General features: G+C 67.9%; 21 protein-coding genes and 2 pseudogenes. 13 read left to right on the forward strand and 10 right to left on the reverse strand.

Annotated elements, in window-relative coordinates; genetic code table 11:
* Positions 1–59: 59 nt before the first annotated feature.
* Positions 60–1,325, reverse strand: a complete 1,266-nt coding sequence (locus ACFZAM_RS27270) for a saccharopine dehydrogenase C-terminal domain-containing protein (protein ID WP_391050014.1) — start codon at positions 1,323–1,325, stop codon at positions 60–62.
* Between the two features lie 142 nt (positions 1,326–1,467).
* Here ACFZAM_RS27270 and ACFZAM_RS27275 point away from each other — a divergent pair, with 142 nt between their 5' ends.
* The 3 genes from ACFZAM_RS27275 (at position 1,468) to ACFZAM_RS27285 (ending at position 3,854) form a co-directional block, all read left to right on the forward strand.
* Complete coding sequence (locus tag ACFZAM_RS27275) at positions 1,468–2,175, forward strand: TetR family transcriptional regulator (protein ID WP_391050016.1); 708 nt, start codon at positions 1,468–1,470, stop codon at positions 2,173–2,175.
* A gap of 319 nt (positions 2,176–2,494) precedes the next feature.
* Positions 2,495–2,842, forward strand: a complete 348-nt coding sequence (locus ACFZAM_RS27280) for an ATP-binding protein (RefSeq protein WP_188283376.1) — start codon at positions 2,495–2,497, stop codon at positions 2,840–2,842.
* A 94-nt stretch (positions 2,843–2,936) separates the two neighbouring features.
* Entirely contained in the window at positions 2,937–3,854 is a 918-nt protein-coding gene (locus ACFZAM_RS27285) for a hypothetical protein (protein WP_391050019.1), read from the forward strand.
* Between the two features lie 270 nt (positions 3,855–4,124).
* On the opposite strand, the gene ACFZAM_RS27290 is transcribed toward ACFZAM_RS27285, so the two are convergent.
* Positions 4,125–5,033 carry a LysR substrate-binding domain-containing protein gene (locus ACFZAM_RS27290; protein WP_391050021.1) on the reverse strand — a complete coding sequence of 303 codons (909 nt, stop codon included), beginning with the start codon at positions 5,031–5,033 and terminating at the stop codon, positions 4,125–4,127.
* 88 nt (positions 5,034–5,121) lie between these two features.
* Between ACFZAM_RS27290 and ACFZAM_RS27295 the strand changes: the two genes are divergently transcribed.
* Positions 5,122–5,502 carry a DoxX family protein gene (locus tag ACFZAM_RS27295; RefSeq protein ID WP_391050059.1) on the forward strand — a complete coding sequence of 127 codons (381 nt, stop codon included), beginning with the start codon at positions 5,122–5,124 and terminating at the stop codon, positions 5,500–5,502.
* Between the two features lie 95 nt (positions 5,503–5,597).
* Here ACFZAM_RS27295 and ACFZAM_RS27300 read toward each other — a convergent pair whose 3' ends face one another.
* On the reverse strand, positions 5,598–6,233 hold the full coding sequence (locus ACFZAM_RS27300) for an NAD(P)H-binding protein (protein ID WP_391050023.1): 636 nt from the start codon (positions 6,231–6,233) through the stop codon (positions 5,598–5,600).
* 86 nt (positions 6,234–6,319) lie between these two features.
* Positions 6,320–6,595, reverse strand: a pseudogene (locus ACFZAM_RS27305) (discoidin domain-containing protein); the annotation flags it as partial.
* An 84-nt stretch (positions 6,596–6,679) separates the two neighbouring features.
* On the opposite strand from ACFZAM_RS27305, the gene ACFZAM_RS27310 reads away from it, so the two are divergent.
* Entirely contained in the window at positions 6,680–7,750 is a 1,071-nt protein-coding gene (locus ACFZAM_RS27310) for an SDR family oxidoreductase (RefSeq protein ID WP_391050025.1), read from the forward strand.
* On the opposite strand, the gene ACFZAM_RS27315 is transcribed toward ACFZAM_RS27310, so the two are convergent.
* Both ACFZAM_RS27315 and ACFZAM_RS27320 read right to left on the reverse strand, forming a co-directional pair.
* Positions 7,741–8,769, reverse strand: coding sequence for a WYL domain-containing protein (locus ACFZAM_RS27315; RefSeq protein WP_391050027.1), 1,029 nt, complete (start codon positions 8,767–8,769; stop codon positions 7,741–7,743). The two genes, ACFZAM_RS27310 and ACFZAM_RS27315, sit on opposite strands and share 10 nt — an antisense overlap.
* A 40-nt stretch (positions 8,770–8,809) precedes the next feature.
* Entirely contained in the window at positions 8,810–8,977 is a 168-nt protein-coding gene (locus tag ACFZAM_RS27320; protein ID WP_355348527.1) for a hypothetical protein, read from the reverse strand.
* 657 nt (positions 8,978–9,634) lie between these two features.
* Here ACFZAM_RS27320 and ACFZAM_RS27325 point away from each other — a divergent pair.
* The 6 genes from ACFZAM_RS27325 (at position 9,635) to ACFZAM_RS27350 (ending at position 12,749) form a co-directional block, all read left to right on the forward strand.
* Positions 9,635–9,880: a hypothetical protein gene (locus tag ACFZAM_RS27325; protein WP_391050030.1), complete on the forward strand. Its 246-nt coding sequence runs from the start codon at positions 9,635–9,637 to the stop codon at positions 9,878–9,880.
* A 168-nt stretch (positions 9,881–10,048) separates the two neighbouring features.
* Positions 10,049–10,972 carry an RHS repeat-associated core domain-containing protein gene (locus tag ACFZAM_RS27330; protein WP_391050032.1) on the forward strand — a complete coding sequence of 308 codons (924 nt, stop codon included), beginning with the start codon at positions 10,049–10,051 and terminating at the stop codon, positions 10,970–10,972.
* Between the two features lie 918 nt (positions 10,973–11,890).
* Positions 11,891–12,055, forward strand: coding sequence for a hypothetical protein (locus ACFZAM_RS27335; protein ID WP_391050034.1), 165 nt, complete (start codon positions 11,891–11,893; stop codon positions 12,053–12,055).
* A 134-nt stretch (positions 12,056–12,189) separates the two neighbouring features.
* Complete coding sequence (locus ACFZAM_RS27340) at positions 12,190–12,354, forward strand: hypothetical protein (RefSeq protein WP_391050036.1); 165 nt, start codon at positions 12,190–12,192, stop codon at positions 12,352–12,354.
* Complete coding sequence (locus ACFZAM_RS27345; RefSeq protein ID WP_391050037.1) at positions 12,348–12,509, forward strand: hypothetical protein; 162 nt, start codon at positions 12,348–12,350, stop codon at positions 12,507–12,509. The genes ACFZAM_RS27340 and ACFZAM_RS27345 overlap by 7 nt, the downstream gene beginning before the upstream one ends.
* 39 nt (positions 12,510–12,548) lie before the next feature.
* Positions 12,549–12,749: a hypothetical protein gene (locus tag ACFZAM_RS27350; protein WP_391050039.1), complete on the forward strand. Its 201-nt coding sequence runs from the start codon at positions 12,549–12,551 to the stop codon at positions 12,747–12,749.
* A gap of 27 nt (positions 12,750–12,776) precedes the next feature.
* Here the strand turns inward: ACFZAM_RS27350 and ACFZAM_RS27355 are convergent.
* Positions 12,777–12,966 (reverse strand): annotated as a pseudogene (locus ACFZAM_RS27355) (IS5/IS1182 family transposase); the annotation flags it as partial.
* A gap of 892 nt (positions 12,967–13,858) precedes the next feature.
* Complete coding sequence (locus tag ACFZAM_RS27360) at positions 13,859–14,095, reverse strand: hypothetical protein (RefSeq protein ID WP_391050041.1); 237 nt, start codon at positions 14,093–14,095, stop codon at positions 13,859–13,861.
* A 141-nt stretch (positions 14,096–14,236) separates the two neighbouring features.
* On the opposite strand from ACFZAM_RS27360, the gene ACFZAM_RS27365 reads away from it, so the two are divergent.
* A complete protein-coding gene (locus ACFZAM_RS27365; RefSeq protein ID WP_391050043.1) occupies positions 14,237–14,503 on the forward strand; it encodes a hypothetical protein in 267 nt (88 codons plus the stop codon).
* Positions 14,504–14,620: 117 nt separating this feature from the next.
* Here the strand turns inward: ACFZAM_RS27365 and ACFZAM_RS27370 are convergent, their stop codons facing one another.
* The gene (locus ACFZAM_RS27370; RefSeq protein WP_391050045.1) at positions 14,621–14,788 is read right to left on the reverse strand and encodes a hypothetical protein; all 168 of its coding nucleotides are present in this window, start codon (positions 14,786–14,788) and stop codon (positions 14,621–14,623) included.
* A gap of 354 nt (positions 14,789–15,142) precedes the next feature.
* On the opposite strand from ACFZAM_RS27370, the gene ACFZAM_RS27375 reads away from it, so the two are divergent.
* The gene (locus tag ACFZAM_RS27375; protein ID WP_391050047.1) at positions 15,143–15,370 is read left to right on the forward strand and encodes a hypothetical protein; all 228 of its coding nucleotides are present in this window, start codon (positions 15,143–15,145) and stop codon (positions 15,368–15,370) included.
* 535 nt (positions 15,371–15,905) lie between these two features.
* On the opposite strand, the gene ACFZAM_RS27380 is transcribed toward ACFZAM_RS27375, so the two are convergent.
* Positions 15,906–16,369 (reverse strand): RHS repeat-associated core domain-containing protein (locus ACFZAM_RS27380; protein WP_391050049.1); only part of this gene is annotated, 464 nt, incomplete at its 5' end.

Genomic DNA, 16,369 nt, shown 5'->3' on the forward strand with positions numbered 1-16,369 from the left:
TACACAGGCGCCCCAGGTCCTGGGGCACCTCGGGGCATCCGCCCCGACGGCCGCGGGCGCTACGCGTTCGGCGCCGGGGCCGCGTCCCGATCCTGCGCGTTCCCGGCCTGTTCGCGCATCGCCCACGGGGACCCGTACGCGACGAGCAGGTCGAGGAAGGGCCGCGCGTCGAACGCCTCGGGGCCGAGGACACCGCTGCCGCTCCAGGTGCCGTCGGCGAGGAGTTCGAGGGCGATCACCGGATTGATCGCCGTCTGCCAGACGACGGCCTGGGAACCGTACTCCCGCATCGACCACTGGTTGTCGACCACGTGGTAGAGGTAGACCTCGCGCGGGCGGCCGTCCTTGGTGCCCTTCACCCAGGTGCCCGCGCAGGTCTTGCCGTGCATCCGGTCGCCGAGCGCGGCCGGGTCCGGCAGCACGGCGGCGACGACGTCCCTGGGGGAGACCCGGGCCGGACCCCGGTCGGTGGCGACGGTGACCGGGTCCGTCCGGTCCAGGCCCAGGTCGTGGAGGGTCTGGAGCTTGTCGATGAAGTCCTGGCCGAGACCGTACTTGAACGTCACCCGGCGGGCGTCGACCCAGCGCGGGATCAGCAGCACCTCCTCGTGCTCGACGTTCACGCACTCCACCGGGCCGATGCCCTCGGGGAAGTCGAAGATCTCGGGCTGGCTGAACGGCGCGGTGGTGTACCAGCCGCGGTCCTTCTCCCACACCACCGGCGGGTTCAGACACTCCTCGATGGTGGTCCAGATGCTGAACGACGGCGCGAAGTCGTAGCCGTCCACCGTGAGATTCGCGCCGTCGCGCACCCCGATCTCGTCGATGCCGTCGAAGAGGTGGTCGGCGGCGTAGCGGGCGAAGACATCGGACATGCCCGGCTCCACGCCCATGCCGACCAGTGCCAGCAGCCCGTCCTCCTCCCACGCCTTCGCCTGCGCGAACTGGTCGTCGCCGAGCTTCGTGCCGCACTCCTCGTGGGGCCGCCGCGCGTGCGGCACCGACAGCGACATCGCCATGTCCATATACGTCGCCCCGGCCCGGTGCGCGGCCTGGAACAACGGCATGACGAAACGCGGGTCGGTCGCGTTGAGCAGCACGTCGCACCGCCGCTCCCGCAGCAGATCCTCCACGGAGAGCTGGTCGGAGGCGTCGATCCTGGCCGTGCTGAACCGGTCCGCCGCCTCGCCCAGTGCCGCGACGGCCGCCTCGGCCCGGCCCGGGTCGTAGTCGGCGACGACCATGTGCTCGAAGAAACCGCGTCGGGCGGCGATCCGGGTGATGGCGCTTCCGACGCCTCCGGCTCCGATGAGCAGTACGCGCATGGCGGGGTTCCTTCCGCTGGTCGAGTGGATGAGCGGGTGAGCGGTGCGGCCGGGGCCCTCGCACGGGGGGTGCTCGCGCCGTGGAGTGATGGAACCGCCGACGACGCCGTAAGGTCAATGCCGTTGGCGTAAGCTCCCGGCCGTGGCCAAGAAGGTGGTGGACGGAGCCGCGCGGCAACGACGTCGGCCGACGCGGCAGGGCGAGGTGCTCAGCCACGAACTGATCGTGGAGACCGCCCTGCGCATGCTGGCGGAACACGGCGCGCAGGGGCTGACCGCGCGGCGGCTCGGCCTGGCACTCGGCGCCGACCCCAGCTCCCTCTACCGCTACTTCCGCGGCATGGACGCCCTCGTCCTGGCCATCGCCGACGAACTGATGGGCCGGGCCCTTGCGGGCTGGACGCCGACCGGCCAGTGGCGGCGCGATCTGCGCGACCTGGGCCTGCGGATCCACCGCGCGTATCTCGCCCACCCGCAGGCGGCGGTGCTGACCGCCAGCCGGGTCAGCGGGGGGAGGCGCGAACTGGCCGCGGACGAGGCCATCCTGGGCATCCTGCACCGCGCCGGATTCACCGGCCCCGGCCTCGTACGCGTCTACCACGTCTTCATCGACGGCTGCCTGGCCTTCGCCGCCCTGGACGCGGCCTCGCTGGCGCTGCCCGCCGCCGCCCGCGCGGCCGACGAGGAGATCTGGCAGGACACGTACGCGGCCCTGTCGCCCCGCACCCACCCGCACATCGCCGCGACCGCGCCCCTGCTCGCCGCCCGGATGACCCGCAGCGCCTATCCCGACGCTCTGGACATGCTCATCGCGCAGGCCGCCCGCGAACTGCCCCCGGCCACGCGCTGACCGACCCGGCGTCCTTCCCCGGATCCGGTCCCTTACCCCTGTATCGAAAGAACGCGGTAGACCGGTCCGAGCCGGGCAAGCGACCTGAGGAAGCAAACCGCCGGACAATCTGGTTCAGGAGCGTCACATGTACATAGGTATCGGAACCATCGTTCTCATCGTCGTCGTCGTACTCGTCGTCATGATGCTGCGGCGCGGCTGACCTCAGGTCGCACGCGCCGCGGGATCTCCTCCAGAGGTGATTCACGTGAGCGATCCGTCCGATGGCGGGGCACCGGCGGCAACGCCGGTGGCCCACGCCGTGACTGTTTCCCGGCCCATGAGCGCGGCGGAAGCACGCGTCGCCGCCTCGGAGTTCGCGGACACCCTCCACCCTCCGCTGGCCGTACGGACCCTGCAGAACCTGACCCTCGTGGTCTCCGAGCTGGCCGCCAACGCCCTCCGGCACGCCGGAGCGGTACGCGAACTGCGTCTGAGCGCCGCCGCGAACACCCTTCGCGTGGCGATCGACGACCCCAGCGACACCCCGCCGCAAGGCCGCGCGCCCGACTGGAACGGCGCCAGAGGCGGCTTCGGCTGGATGATGATCCAACGGCTGGCCCACTCACTGGCGGTGACCCGCCGCCCCGGAGGCGGCAAGACCGTCCTGGTCACGCTGGCCCGATAGGGCCGCCGGGACCTCGCGCCCGCACCCCGCCCGCCCGTGACCCGACCGGCATCCCGGTGGGGTTCGGGCGTGGCCCGCGGGGCAGACGGGCGGCATGGAGACCGCTGACCAGCCCGTACACCCCGCAGGACGACGGACCGCCCGGCCGGGCGTCCTCATCGCCGTACTGGTGATCGCCCTCGCCGTGACCGCCGCTGTGGTCCTCACCGGACACGGCCGCGACCACGGCGGAGCCGGAGCCGGCGGCCCGGCGGACAAGGGCGCGCCCGGCGATGATGGAAGCGCTGACCAAGGAAGTGCCGACCAGGGAAGCGCCGGATTCGGCAGCACCGATCCCGACGCCACGGCCCGTCTGCACGCCGACGCCGCCGACCTGTTGGTCCTCGAAGGTGTCTCGGGTCGCGTGCGGATCACTGCCGACGCGAGCGCCCACACGGTCTCGGGCACGTATCACCGCCCCGACGGCGGTACGGCGCGCGTGCGCGGTGTCGTCGATGACGCGGCGGGCCTGCGCACCCTCACTCTGGTCTGCGGTACGGACACCGGTGACGACGGCGGTGACGACGATGGCGGCGACGTCGGCGGCGACGTCGGGGGCGACACGGCGGGCTCGTGCGACGGCGACCTGACCCTCACCGTCCCTGAGAAGACCGGCCTGCGGCTGCGGCAGACCTCGGGCGAGACCCTGCTCGAAGGACTCGGCGGCCGACTCACCGTCAATGTCGCCTCCGACCGCCTCACCGCCCACGCGCTGCACCCCTCCCACGCCGACTTCGCGGTGACCTCCAGCAGCGCCGACCTCGGCTTCAGCGCGGCACCGGACACCCTCGCCGTGGTGACGACCTCCGCGTCGACCGCCGTACGCCTCCCGGTCCCGGCGGGCGACGCCTACGCCGTCACCACGTCCGCCACCTCCGCCGACGTCCAGGTGAAGGTCCCGAACCGGGACGGCGCCGCCCACCGGGTCGCCCTGACCGTGCACTCGGGATCGCTGGCCGTCCTGCCCGCCTGACGTCAGGTCAGATCCCTGAACGGCCTTCGGCGATACGGCCCTTGAGGCGCCGTACCGCCGTCCACGAAGCGTTCCTCAAACTCGCCTGCTGCCTCATCACGCGACGACAGGTCAACTCATTGTGTTAGCCGTTGTCAGACCATGGGTATCCCCAGCGGCCGGAAACGGAATAATGCGAGGGTGGGCTTTTCGCTGAGCGCCGCGTTCCCCGTGCCCGGGTGCCGCGGTCTCCCCGTCCGAGCGCCGTGTTCCCGTGCCCGCCCGTGGTGGTCAGGCCCCTGACGCGTCCGGCCACGGCCGGTCGGTGCAGCAGCTGACGAAGTCCCGGACCACGGGATTGGCGTCGTCGGCCGGTGCCCAGGCCACGCCGACCTCGCTGTCGCTGACGCCGCTCACCGGGCGGTAGGCGATACCGGGCCTGGCGTAAAAGCGGGCGGCGGACGCGGGCGCGAGAGCGACGCCGTAACCGTTGGCGATGGCGCTGAGCCAGTCGTCGGGCAGGTCCGTGACGGCGCCGATCCGTACCGGACGGCCCTCGCGCTCCCCGGCGGCCAGCCATTCCTCCCGCCACCGGCCGGTCTCCGCCGGAGCGGCCACGAACGGCTCGTCCCACAGGTCCCGGAACGCGATCGTCTCCCGCGCGGCCAGTGGATGCGCCTCGGGCAGCGCGACCCAGCGCGGCTCGGTGAACAGCGGCACCACCCGCAGCGCCTCCTGGCCCGGGAACGGCAGCCGTACCAGCGCGACATCGACGTCCCCGTCGGCGAGCCCGGCGGTCGGATTCGCCCAGGACGCCTGGCGCATCTCCACCCGCCACCGCGGACGGCGACGCGTGAACTCCGCGATGATGTGCGGAGTCGCCTCATTGGCCGCGCTGGCGAGGAAGCCGACCCGCAGCAGCCGCAGGCCCCGGCGCTCCGCGCTCCTGGTCTCCGTCAGCACGCGGTCCCAGTCCGCCAGCAGCGCGGGCGCGCGCTGCGCCAGCAGACGGCCCGCGTCCGTGGGCGTCATGCCGGTACGGGACCGGGTGAACAGCCGTACCCCGAGTTGACTCTCCAACTGCTTGATCTGCTTGGTGAGCGCGGGCTGCGACACGAAGAGCCGCTCGGCGGCGCGGGTGAGGGTCCCCTCTTCCGCGACGGCGACGAAGTAGCGCAGCAGCCGGGTGTCCACGTCCATGCCCCCAGGTTATAGGTGCAGGTATTGGACGGGAAAGTTGAGTGTGACGAGGCTGGTGGTCGCGGGCGCCCGCACCTTCTTCGAGCCCATGACGTTTCCGACCCCGAGGACAAGCATCGTGTTCACCGCGTATGTGATCATCACCGTCGTCACCATCCTGGCCAACGCGGGCATCGCCGTCGCGGACCTCGCCCGCGCCGAGTTCGTCCTGGCGAACTCGGCGGAGGTGGGCGTCCCGCAGAGCTGGCACATCTGGCTGGCCTCGCTCAAGGCCGCCGGCGCCGCCGGTCTTCTCCTCGGACTCCTGGGCGTCCGGCCCGTCGGTGTCGCCGCCGCCGCGGGCCTCGTCGTCTTCTTCGTGGGCGCTGTCCTCACTCATGTGCGTGCCCGTGTGCTCTACAACATCGCGTTCCCCGGCGGCTATCTGGCCCTGGCGGTCGCGTCCCTCGCGCTCGCTGTCGCCTACTAGCGGGTCGGCGGCCCGGAATCCGTTCCTTTGCGCGGGCCCGTGCCGCGCTCACCGGCGCGCGTGCGGTCCGGCCCCCGACGCAGCTGTGGAGCGGGTCAGTCGGCGAGCTGGACAGTGGTGTGGAGGTGGGCCGGGTAGGCGGCCTCGCGGAGCATGAAGTGGGCGACGTCAGCGCGGGAGATACGGGGGATTCCGCGCAACGGGAGGCGTTCGCCGGTCCGGTAGCGGCCGGTGAGGGGTCCGCCGACGAGCATCACGGGATAGACCAGGGTCCAGTCCAGGCCGCTGGCGCGCAGGATCTCCTCTCCGGCCGCCTTGTCGGCGAACATCGGTCCGAGGGCCTTGTAGACGGCCCAGTACACCGCCGGCGCCTGGTCGGCGGTGTCGCCGACGCCGTGTGCGGACAGGTGGACGATCCGGTTGACTCCGGTGTCGCGCATGGCCCGCACGATCCGCGGGATCGCGGTGACGGTCAGGGTGGGCGAGGTCAGGCCGTGCCAGGTGGTGGGGCTGCCGAACGCGGTCAGGACCGCGTCCTGCCCTTCGACGGCGGCGCGCACCGCCTCCTGGTCCCCGGTCACTTCCCCGGTCGCGACGCGGAGCCGGGGCTGGGGATCCGGCGGGGTGGCCCGAGGGCGGACGAAGGCGGTCATCTCGTGGCCCGCGGCCAGTCCCTGGGCGAGGAGTTGCCGCCCGGTCCTGCCGTTGGCCCCGAACACGAGGAGCTTCACGTCGGCCTCCCGGACCGGTGTGCGGGGGCGCGGTCCGCGGTGGTCCCGCGGACCGTCACCCGGCCTGTGCGCATTGTCGCCCGCGGCTACCCGGTATAGACCTCAAGACTCACCACATGGTGCGCCGCCGGGCCCTGCGTGGTGTATCCGACATAGCGGGCGGTCACCGGTGCCGCGGTGACCGTCCAGGTGGCGGGGCCCGATGCGGCGACGGGGTCGCCGAAGGGCGTCCAGGCGGCGCCGTCGGATGAGACGTCGATCCGGTAAGCGGTCGTGGCCCCGGACGCCTGGACCACTGTGCGTCCGACGCGCGTGGCCTTGCCCAGGTCGACGGTGAGCGCGGCTCCGGGCGCTGTCGCCCGGGCCGGATGCCAGGGGTGTCAGGGCTGTGGGTTTGGCGTTGTTGGACCTGTCGTCGTCGCGGTTTCTGTGACGGCTGGGAAAGGGTGACGGGGGTTGTCACCTTTGGGGTGGAGGTTGGGGGGATGGACAAGAACACGAACATTCAGGATCCCGGCCGGAACGTCTCTCCCGCCGGTTCTCCCGCCGTCTCTTCCACGGTCTCTTCCGCCGTCTCTTCTGGCGGTTCTTCCGCGGGTTCCTTGGACGGGAGGATCGCTCTGGTGGCGGGGGCCACGCGTGGTGCGGGGCGGGCGTTGGCCGTTGAGCTGGGCCGTGCGGGAGCGGTGGTGTATGTGACGGGCCGTACGACGCGCGGGCGCGTCAGCGAGGTCGGCCGGGCGACGGAGACGATCGAGGAGACGGCGGAGCTGGTGACGGCGGCGGGGGGTGCCGGCGTCGCTGTTCCCACCGATCATCTGGTGGTGGAGCAGGTCCGTGCTCTTGCGGCGCGGATCGGGCGTGAGCGGGGGCGGCTGGACATTCTCGTGAACGATCTGTGGGGCGGTGAGCATCTGCTGACCGGTTCGGTGTTCGGGAAGAAGAGCTGGGAGACGCCGCTGGAGGACGGTCTGCGGATTCTGGAGCTGGGGGTGCGCTCGCACGTGATCACCGCGGCGTTGGCGCTGCCGTTGCTGGTGCGGTCGGCGGAGCCTTTGCTGGTGGAGGTGACGGATGGCACGGCGGTGTCGAACCGTCGCTACCGGGAGAATCTCTTCTACGACCTGGCGAAGAACGCCCCGATCCGGATGGCGTTCGGGCTGGGTGAGGAACTGGCGGAGTTCGGCGGTACGGCGGTTGCGGTGTCGCCGGGTTTTCTGCGGTCGGAGCAGATGCTGGCGCACTTCGGCGTGTCGGAGGAGAACTGGCGTGACGCTGTCCTGACGGAGCCGGATTTCGCGGTCGCGGAGTCGCCGTACTACCTCGCGCGGGCGGTGGCGGCGCTGGCGGCTGATCCGCAGAGGTCGGCGCGGTGGAACGGCACGTCGACGTCGAGCGGGGAATTGGCGAGGGTTTACGGTGTGCGGGACGTCGACGGCAGCCAGCCGGACGGGTGGGGGTATTTCGAGGATGTGCGGTACGGGGGGAAGGCCGGTACGGCGGACGACTACCGCTGATCCGGCGGCGGGGGGCCGTAGAGGCCGCTGAGGGCCTGCGCGTGGTCGCGGAAGCGGGCGCGCAGGCCCTGCGGGGCCAATACCTCGGCGTCGGCGCCCAGTTGGGTGAGCTGGGTGAAGGCGACGTCTTCGCTTTCGGCGGGCAGGCGGAGCGTGACGCGGCCCGCGGTGTCGGGGGCGTCGGCGCGGGCGAGTGCCTCACCGGTCGCGGCGGGGTCGGTGACGGCGGGCAGGCGGTCCAGTCCCCGGGGGGTCAGGCGGACGGTGACGGTGGTGCGCAGCAGTGCCCGGGCGAATTCCGCGGCCCTGGCCTGCCAGTGCGCGGCGAGGTCGAAGGCGGGGTCGCGGGTGAAGGGCTCGCCGGCACCGGGGGACAGGGCGGTGATCCGGTCGGCGCGGTAGGTCCGCCACGGGTCTTCGTGTTCTGCCGGTGGGCCGGGGACGCGGCCCACGACGTACCAGACCCCGGCTTTGAGGACGAGGCCGTACGGTTCCAGGTGCCGCGTCACGGTGGCGGGCGGTGTGCCGTCGCGTCCCGGCCGTGTATAGGTGAGTTCGACGGTCCGGTCGGACCATACGGCGCGGGCGAGTTCGGGCAGCAGCGTGCAGGCCGGCGGTTCGCGGAACCAGGCCGGTGCGTCGAGGTGGAAGCGGTGCGCTGAGGACTCGGCCGCCGCGCGCAGCGACGGCAGCAGGGTCGCGGACAGTTTCAGCCGTGCGGTGTCCGCGGCGTCGGACAGTCCGAGGTCCCGCAGGGCCGAGGGCAGTCCGGTGAGGTAGAGCGTCTCGGCTTCTCCGGGACCGAGCGTGGTCAGCCGGGTCCGGTACCCCGGCGCCAGCCGGTATCCGCCCGCCCGTCCCCGCTCCGACCGTACGGGGACTCCCGCCTCCTGCAGCGCCTGTGCGTCCCTGATCACCGTCCGCTCGCTGACCCCCAGTTCCCGGCCGATCGCGGCGGCGGTCATACCGGGACTCGACTGGACCAGCAGGGCCATACGGATCAGCCGGGCAGCGCGCATCCCCCCATGATCCCGCACCCGTCGGCGCGGCGGTGAGGGGTCAGCCTTTGCAGCCGGGGTCGGGAAGTATGACGGGTGCGGCGTCGCGGGTGGTGACGAACGCGCGGTAGCCGGGTGCGCCCGCGACGCATTTGGTGGCGATGTTGGCGTAGTGGTCGGGGAAGTTGGTGACGTCGGCGGGCGCGTTGTCACCCTTGTGGTTCGCCACGGGTGAGTCCCCGGTCCCGCGTCTGTCGCTTGCGCACCCGGACAGAGCGGCCAGGGCGATGCCCAGCGATGCCCCCGCGATCACACATCTCGTCATACGACCTCTCACCGGCATCCTCATCATCCTCGTCTCTGCCCGCAGGGTCTCCTGCGGGTGCGGATGCCCTGAAGGACACTCCGCGCCCGGCCGTGGTTCCCTAACCCTGGCTCGTACGGCTGGCGTCTGGGTGAGGTGTCCGGCTTGCTGTGATGGCGAGGAAGACGGTCCCAAGGCGGTCGGCGAAGACCTCGCCGACAACGTCGGCGCGGGGTGCAACGGAGGCCGGGGAGCACGGCCAGGAGCGGTGTCCGGCCCCCGAGAACCGCAGCACACAGCTTCGCAACCAGCAAGAACGCAGCGAGAGCACCTGACAGAAGCCGCGCAGCGCCGCCGCATGGCGTGACGCCGACCAGCTGCTCGAGCAGGCCCTGACACCCGAGCCCCCGGCTGCCGACATCGAGGGGCTGCCGGAGCTGGCGGGCCCGCAGGACATGACCGCGACAGAGATCCGGCAGATGCGCCGGGCAGCGGCCGCGGAACGCATCTACGGCACCGGCCTGCTCCACCGCGCCCGGCAGCTGACCGGCACCGACCCCCACCAGCACACCGCGGCCGCCGGTGAGCAGCGACGGCCGCACCGCGGTGTTCGACACCGACGGCTACGGCAACCTCGTCAAGACCACCGACACCCGCACGACGAAGGTGGTCACATCCGGCGGCGCCAGTGTCCCCTACACCTTCGACGGCGACGGCAACCAGCGCTCCCGCGTTGACGCCACCGGCACCACCACGTACGCGATGGACAAGCTCAACCGCGAGACCCTGCGAACGCTGACCGACGGCTCCACCACACTGCTCACCTAAACCCCCGACGGCCACGTCGACACCTACACCGATCCCACCGGCCTTGTCGACTACGGCTACGACGCCGCCGGGCGCCTTACTTCACCTACACCTACGACCGCCATAACCCGGCTCACTGAAGCGGACACCCCCACCCCCGTTCACTACTGCCTGGACGCGGCGGGCAACATGACCGGCGTCGGCACCCTCTTCACGTGCCCCGACACCAGGACCACCTACGCCTACAACGACGCCAGCCAGCTCATCTCCAAGAACGGCTCCTCCACCGGCTGGTCCTACAACGCAGCAGGAGACGAAACCGCCGCCGGCTCATCCGCCGGAGCCCGTACCGGCGAGACCTGGTCGGACTTCAACCAGCTCACCGCCCTCACCGCTGGCGGCACTGCCTACACCGCCGCGTACTCCGGCACCGACAACGGCGAACGCACCAGCCTCGGCGCGACGACCTTCCACAACGGACCCGAAGGACTCGCCGCCTCCACCACCGCAGGAACCGACACCGGATACACCCGCGACCCCCAGGGCACACTCAACTCCATGAAAACCGGGGGCACTTCGTACTACTACCTCACCGACATCGACGGCTCCGTCCCCGGCCTGGCCAACGCCGCCCGCACCCACAACCACAGCCCCTACGGCCAGGACGCCTCGACCCCCGTCGAAGCGGTGCCCCAGCCCTACCGCTTCCAGGGCACCTACCTCGACCCCACCGGCCCGTACAAAATGGGCGCCCGCTACTACGACCCCACCCTCGGCCGCTTCACCCAAACCGACCCCTCCGGCCAGGAAACCAACCCCTACACCGCCTTCGGCAACGACCCCACCAATCACACGGACCCCAACGGCACATTCAGTCTGGGGGATACGATGGGAATCGTACTGGGAACCGCAGTCGGAGTTACAGCATTGGTGGTGACTCAAAACCCGTATGTCGCCGGATTCCTCAGTGGTTGTGTGGGCGGAATGACTGCCAGCTCCATGAACAGTGGAAGCACAAAAGGTGACCTTGAGTCGTGTGTTGGGTACGGCGCTGGCGGCGCAATTGGGGGCGGGGCTGGCGGCACTGTCCTCAAAATGGTAGGGAAATTTTAGAAGATTCACCATGGACCGTGGCCGGATTTGCGAAAACCTGGCCACGGTCCATAAAAAATGAACCAACTATACCGGCGGTGAACATGACTGGAAAAGTAGCATTGCGGGGAATACTCGCCTTTCGCCACGGACAATGGGGCACATCAAGCAATTTGGACGTGCTTGTTCTTTGTAGTCCTAATGTTCGCCATATGGTCCACCTATGCATGGCTTGAGCGGTGCAAACAGTAGAAAGCTAAAAGGGCGGGCGGCTGACAGCGAGGAGGATCTGGTGGTGACGGCGGACTACACCGCCGTCGGCACCCCGGACAAGAAGGAGCCGGCGCAGCGACTGGAATCATCGTTGAATCCGTATGCAACTTGTTATCGGATACTTCGAAGTTCCCACAGCATGCCTGTCAACCATCTTTGAGTCAGGATGTGTAGCTGGCTCCGCTCTGGCGGGCGACTACGTCTCCGGCCTGGTATCCGACTAACCTGCGAGGTGAGGGCGGCCCCGACCATCGGTGGCCGCCCTCGTCACCGCTAACCATAGGAGTAGAAATTGAAGAGTGGTTTTGATATTGCAGTAGGCGGAACCCGACTGCCGGGCGGTCCCGTATTCGATCTCATAGGAATTATGTGCCTAATCGTCATATTCGCCATTATTATTGTGGTCGGAAAAAGAAAAGCAAGAAAAAATAACCAAGACCACTGAATATCTGCTGAATTCATCTGCCCGGAGGCGCCGCCTTCGGGCTTCCTTTCGCAATCTGAAGGAGTCACGTGAGCACTCTGATTGTGATCATCGCAGTGATCGCTGCAACGGCCTTTTTGGGCCCGCTGATGAGGCGGAAGGGGGCGAACTTCCGAAAAAATCGGCGTCGTAAGAACTCATAACAGAGGGCGAGATCATGCCCGACGACCCCGGAGGTCCCGATGCGCACCACCATGCGCCAGATGATGGGTGTCTTCGCCCAGTTCGACCGGGGAATGTTCGTCGCCAAGCTTCATCGCGGCCGCCGTACCGAGGGCAACAAGGGCGAGTACACGTACGGCGGGCCCGCCCCGCAGGAACCCGTCACCCGAACGCCGCACTATTAACTACGGCATCGGCTGACCTGCCCCGTACGACGGCACCCCGTTCCCAGCATTCGAGCTGCCGGCAAGGGGCGCTCGGTGGGTCAGCCGGGCCTCGACGACTGGCAGGGCTACAAGTCCTCCTGGTGGTCCAAGCCGTGAGCAGTGAGGACGCCCGGGAGACCGCCTGGCGGATCCATGGCGCCGTCGGCGAGTGGACGGGGCAAGTGGACGCCAAGGCATCCTTTGCCCTGAAAGAGCGTTTTGTCCTGGCAGGAGTGTTTGGCAGCGCGGTGCTGCCGTGGATGATTGCGGGGTGTTGATCCAAGTGGAAGCGGTGAGGCAGGTCGCCGACGGGCGCGCGACGGTTCGAGTGCGCTCGGAGGTGGGTGCCGCTGCGGCGTTCTGGTGCGGCGATCCGACGGGAGTGGGCCGCGAACATCATGTGGAGTGGACCGTTGAAGAGGACGTGGCCTGAGGCGGCAACACTAGACCGGCCACTTCATTTTCACCGGGGGTGGATGAGGAGGAAGGCGGTCGGATTGTCTTTCGGGGGCGGCTGGGCCTGACGGGCGATGGCGGAGCCATGCTGGAAGTAGCTGGAACCCACATCTTGTTCGACCTCGCCGACCCGCCGCCATCGACTGCTGTCGATGGAACGTGGGTCGAGATCAGTGTGGAGCGGAACAGCGTCAGCCTGTGGCCCTACCTGCTGTGATTCGCAGGAGGCCGACTCTGCCGCCGTTCAGTTGTCGCGCCAGTTGTGGATCGATTCCCGGGTCAGTCTGCGGCTCATGAGGTCGATCATCGCTATGTTGATCATGGGTTTTGGAGTAGTGAGGGTGAGTTTCGTAGTCGCGGGCGGGCCGGCGGTGGTGCATGAGCCAGCCGAACGTCCGCTCGACGACCCAGCGCCGCGGAAGCACCTTGAAGCCAAGGGCACAAGTGAGAGCGACGATCCCTGCTGCTAGGATTACGGCATTTCCGTTTACCCCCTGAGTGATGCCAGCGATTCCCAGTGCTGCGCAAAAAAATTATGAATATTGCCAGCGTTCGTGTTGCGTCTTTGCTCATTTTTCCCGTTTTCTATTATTGGCGAGAAGCCAGCGCGGACTCCCCGAACGGTTGGCCAGATCACCTGCTGGGGCGTAGACGCACGTGCCGGCGTTGGTCGACGCGGTGACCACGGATCCGAACGGCACGGGATCACGGCCATAGGCAGGGCCGGGTGCTGGCGCAATCACCGCGCCAGCACCCGGGGAAAGTCACTCTTTTCGCTGGAATGCCCAGAAGGCGATTCCCGTCAAAACCATGCCTCCGAGCAGAGGTGGCCAGGCCGCTGCTGCCAGGGCAAAGCACCCCGTCAAACCCAACATGACAGATGCTGAAAGGGACTTCACGCCGTACGATTGACGGTTGCGCCATCGAAAGAGCGCGCCACCGATGAAAACTGTTCCAGCAACCACCAACAGGACTTCGAATAATACGTGCATTAATCTTTCACCTTACCAAATAGTGAATTCGTCGCCCTCATGGTCCACACTGGTGACCATGAGCGACGCACAGAACGAGGGAGCCCGGTCAGGCACCGCCGCCACCGGCTCAGCAGCAGAGTTTCGCTGACACCTTCGCCAACCCGGCACTCGTCGGCACGGAGAAGAAGAGCGACGACCCGCCCGTGGTCACCCGGGTCGACCGCCCTAGAGAGACCCGGCAAGGCTGAGCGAGCGGCCCTGCTCTTCGATGCTTCCGGTGCCGAGCACCGGGAGCATCTGCATGTCCGCAGCACGCGGCGAAGTGCTTCCGCCGCCGCACAGGCGGCCTGGGTCAGGAGCGTTCGGCGGCGTACTGGCTGCCGATGGTCCACCAGTTGCTGAGGTCGGTGCCCGGCGGGAGCGGCTGACCGAACAGGCCGACCGCGTGGGCGACCGTCCTGGGTGACGTAGCGGTCGGCGTCGCAGCAATGGAGTTGGCGGCGAATCCGGTCGTCGCCCAGCCCAGCATCTGGAAGAAAGCGCCATTGGTGCCCACCATCATCTGCGTGTAGGCATGGGCGTCGGTCATGGCGTCGGACGACAGGTGGACCCACTCGTACAGGTTGTGGGGGAGTCGCTGCGATCCGTAGCGTCCGGACTCCGCAGGCACAGCCGGGGCCCGTTCGTTTCACGGGACCCGGCCCCGGACCAGGCTGCGCCAAGTGGTGAGGTGAGTCCCGGCAAGCGCTCGCCGCAGGACCGGTCGACCGCCGTGGTGCTGCACGAGCAGCCCGCCCTTCCCGATCCGGCCGACACGGACGACGACGGCCAAGAGCAGCAGTTGGTGCTCAGCCCGGAGCGGCTGGCCTGGCTCGAGGAACTGCGGCGCCGGATCGGCGCGCTCGCCCGCGAGACACCGAAGGCCAAACCGCGCAAGCGCCTCGACGGGACCGCGACCCCGCAGCGCCATCCCGGCTACCGGCACCCCCATCGCTGAGGGCCCGTGCCGTCAGGAGTGTTCGTCGGCGCCGTACTGCTCGGTCGTGGGTGACCGTTGTTCACGGGTCAACTGACTGTGTGGTTTCGCTCCCGCCGCTGCCAGCCCCCAGTAGAATCATTCACGCCGCGGACCGCGCAGCATGAGATAGGTCAGCGTTCCGGCGGCTGCGAGCGTAACGATTCCCACGCAGATGAATGCCACTCCGCCTGCGCCCTCCTCGTTACTTCCCTGGATGATAAGAAATACGGCAGCAGTGAACGTGATGATGATGAAGATCACCATTCGCCGCGCCATATTCGGACCCGGTTTTCCCATTCGGCACTCTTTCGGCGTGGTGGGTGACATTGCTATCGAAACCGCCGACGCACCAGGGGCTGCTCTGGAATCCGCGGTCGGAGTAAAGCTACTCTTTTTTTGGGTCCTCGAATAATCAGAAAAAGCATCACAAGGGCACAAGTGAGAGCGACGATCCCTGCTGCTAGGATTACAGCATTTCCGTTTACCCCCTGAGTGATGCCAGCGATTCCCAGTACTGCGCAAATAATTATGAATATTACCAGCGTTCGTGTTGTGTCTTTGCTCATTTTTCCCGTTTTCTATTATTGGCGAGAAAGCCAGTACGGAGTCCCCGGACGGTTGGCCAGATCACCTGTTGGGTGCGCCTTCCTCGCCGTCGTCCGCGCGGACGACGGCGACCGCCGCCCCGCACCCGACACCCGCACCCCGCTCACCTGCACCCCGCTCACCTGCAACGAACAACCCGTCTACGGCACGGACCACCGGCTCGGCTGGTCCGACTGGCGACGTCACCACCAGGCCCGCTCCCAGACCAGCCGCTACCGACGACAAGCAACTCAGACTTGAAGATCACGAACTACGACTGGAGTACTAACCCCGATGTTGCGAGACCAGCCTCGTACCCGAGTTGCAGTGTCGCGCTACTTCTTATTTTTGAACCTGAAGATGAAGAATATTACGCCTGCTACGACGGCGCACACGCAGGTAATTGCGATATCCGTTCCGGTGCTACTGGGCAGGCTCGTCCCTCCGGCGGCGAAGTTTATTGTCGTCATTTTGACTCCTGCCGCTTGTATTGGATGCCATGCTTACTCGTGTCGGGCCTATCGGAGGCCATTTTGCTTTTGCCTTCGGTATCGGACGAATCCGATGCCTAGGAGTGGGGCGATCAATACAGGGAGTGTGCCGCCCCAGGCCGAAGCCGCGCTTTTTCCGCTGGCGGTCATTATGAATCCAACAATCACGTAGAAGCCTAAGAAAGCCGCAGCGAGGTACAGCCAGCCGCGAGCGGAGTTTTTCTCGATTTTATCGGAAATGAATATCACCTCTCGAAGGGGGCTGGGGGGCGCTCCTCGAGAGAGCGCTCCCCCAGCCATCTAATTCACGACAGAGCTACCTGCACTGAATATGATGCGGCCACACCGAACGCATAGCAGCCTACGGTGGAAAGTCCGGCGGATTCAGGGGCTGTTGCTGCCTCACATACGGCACCGGCCACCACTCCGGCGCTGATGCTGGCGAACCCAGACGCCGCTCCTGAAATGTCTCCGCTCAGCAGGCTAGTGCCTGCCTGCAGCCAGTCATAAGCGTCGAGCCCTTTTGCGATGCCACTAGTCACCGACGACAGTCCGAATTGCCCTGTGGGATCGGTGTTGTTGATGGGGTCGTCGCCTGCGTAGGCGTAGCGGTTGCCCTGGGCGGGGTCGGCGAGGAAGGAGTGTGCGTCTTGGGTGGTGAAGCGGCCGGTGGTGGGGTTGTACCAGCGTTGGCCGTATTTGATCCAGCCGGTGGTGCGGTCGTAGGTGCCGCCGACGTAGCGGTAGGGGTTCTGGGCTGCGGCTGATC

This window comes from Streptomyces sp. NPDC008079 (assembly GCF_042957385.1).
Classification (GTDB): domain Bacteria; phylum Actinomycetota; class Actinomycetes; order Streptomycetales; family Streptomycetaceae; genus Actinacidiphila.

What these genes read in the sequence shown, in the direction of transcription:
- ACFZAM_RS27285 (WP_391050019.1), top strand. Translation starts at nt 2,937, where the DNA reads ATGGAGACCGCTGACCAGCCCGTACACCCCGCAGGACGACGGACCGCC.
- ACFZAM_RS27315 (WP_391050027.1), bottom strand. Translation starts at nt 8,769, where the DNA reads ATGCGCGCTGCCCGGCTGATCCGTATGGCCCTGCTGGTCCAGTCGAGT.
- ACFZAM_RS27370 (WP_391050045.1), bottom strand. Translation starts at nt 14,788, where the DNA reads ATGGTGATCTTCATCATCATCACGTTCACTGCTGCCGTATTTCTTATC.
- ACFZAM_RS27335 (WP_391050034.1), top strand. Translation starts at nt 11,891, where the DNA reads ATGCGCACCACCATGCGCCAGATGATGGGTGTCTTCGCCCAGTTCGAC.
- ACFZAM_RS27330 (WP_391050032.1), top strand. Translation starts at nt 10,049, where the DNA reads ATGACCGGCGTCGGCACCCTCTTCACGTGCCCCGACACCAGGACCACC.
- ACFZAM_RS27360 (WP_391050041.1), bottom strand. Translation starts at nt 14,095, where the DNA reads ATGACCGACGCCCATGCCTACACGCAGATGATGGTGGGCACCAATGGC.
- ACFZAM_RS27270 (WP_391050014.1), bottom strand. Translation starts at nt 1,325, where the DNA reads ATGCGCGTACTGCTCATCGGAGCCGGAGGCGTCGGAAGCGCCATCACC.
- ACFZAM_RS27280 (WP_188283376.1), top strand. Translation starts at nt 2,495, where the DNA reads ATGAGCGCGGCGGAAGCACGCGTCGCCGCCTCGGAGTTCGCGGACACC.
- ACFZAM_RS27295 (WP_391050059.1), top strand. Translation starts at nt 5,122, where the DNA reads ATGACGTTTCCGACCCCGAGGACAAGCATCGTGTTCACCGCGTATGTG.
- ACFZAM_RS27290 (WP_391050021.1), bottom strand. Translation starts at nt 5,033, where the DNA reads ATGGACGTGGACACCCGGCTGCTGCGCTACTTCGTCGCCGTCGCGGAA.